This is a genomic window from Endozoicomonas sp. SESOKO3 (assembly GCF_024606255.1).
Genome location: NZ_JAHHPR010000703.1, coordinates 1 through 1,497 on the forward strand (window position 1 = coordinate 1; position 1,497 = coordinate 1,497).

A 1,497-nucleotide genomic window follows, 5' to 3' on the forward strand; every position below is an offset into this window, starting at 1 on the left:
CATTGTTCCCCCGACCAGTGATTTTCACCGAATCACCAAAACCGACAGTCACCACGCGGCGACCATCACCAATGAAAGTGGCTGAAACGACGTAATTATTATGGGTAATGATGGTTTTTTCTTCCCATGAGCCATCGTCCTCCAGACCATATATTTTCGCTGTAGCATCGTGACCGGCGGTTATCAGATAGCGGCCATCGGGGCTAAAAATGGCTGTTCTGACCCATTCATCATGGGTAATGATGGCTTTTCGTTTCCACGAGCCATCATCCTCCAGACCATAGATTTTCGCTGTTTTATCGCGACTGGCGGTTACCAGATGTTGGCCATCGGGGCTGAAATTGGCTTCGTAGACTCTATCACCATGGGTAATTTCGAGTTTTTCCACTAACTCGAATTTTTTACATAGAGTCATCAGTTTACTGTTGGTGAAAAGTAACTGCGCAGGAAAATGAATATTCTCTTGTTGTTTTATGAGCAACTCAATAGTCTCCTTATTTGCAAACGGCTTCAACCAAGCACGGAGTTGGTGCTCATCTTTTGTATTAATGGTGGTCTTCAGTTGATATTGGTGTGGTGAAGAATTGATGGTTGAATGAGCGAATGGATCAGGGCTCTGCGGTTGCTTAGTTTCACTGACCTCAATATTTTTTGAACTTCTGTTATAAAACCGACTCCAACAGATCTAATTAATTTTTAATGTCCTTTCTAAGTGAGGGTGAATACTGAATTTGGAGCTATAAAGGAATCGAGTATGGACTCTATGAAAAGCGGTTCGAGCATTGACGAACCCGTCTCGACAAGACCTGCGCAACCTCAACTGGAGCAAGCACCAACGGGTGTCAGTGCAGGCAGGGACGTTACTTTACATAACAACAATGAATCTTTATTCCTCTGTTTGACCGACGTACCAAAACTCAGGATCATCCGCTATTTGGGTTTTCGGGAGATTATTTGTTTAGCCAAGGTATGCAAATATCTTCGCGATTTTGTTAAAGCAGAAAAAGCTTTGGAAAGAGCATGGAGTCGCCGGTTTCCTCCGTTTCCTTCACCACACCAATATCAACTAAAGAACACCATTAAGACTAAAAACGAGCACCAACTCCGTGCTTGGTTGAAGCCGTTTGCTGATGCGGGCACTATCGAGTCACTCATAAAACAACAAAAGAATATTCATTTCCCTGTTCAGTTACTTTTCACCAACAGTAAGTTGATGTCTCTGTGTAAAGAATTTGAGTTAGTAGAAAAACTCGAAATTACCCATGGTGATAGAGTCTATGAAGCCAATTTCAGCCCCGATGGCCAACATCTGGTAACCGCCAGTCGCGATAATACAGCGAAAATCTATGGTCTGGAGGACGATGGCTCGTGGAAACAAAAAGCCATCATTATCCATTATAATTGGGTCAGATTAGCCGTTTTTAGTCCCGATGGCCGCTATCTGATAACCGCCAGTCTTGATGGTACAGCGAAAATCTATGGTCTGGAGGACGATGG

General features: G+C 43.6%; 2 protein-coding genes. One reads left to right on the top strand and one right to left on the bottom strand.

The window, feature by feature from the left end; all coding sequences use genetic code 11:
* Positions 1-481: WD40 repeat domain-containing protein (locus KDK18_RS12445; protein WP_257255247.1), on the bottom strand; the 481-nt coding region annotated here is incomplete at its 3' end.
* A gap of 282 nt (positions 482-763) precedes the next feature.
* On the opposite strand from KDK18_RS12445, the gene KDK18_RS12450 reads away from it, so the two are divergent.
* Positions 764-1,497 (top strand): WD40 repeat domain-containing protein (locus tag KDK18_RS12450; RefSeq protein ID WP_257255248.1); only part of this gene is annotated, 734 nt, incomplete at its 3' end.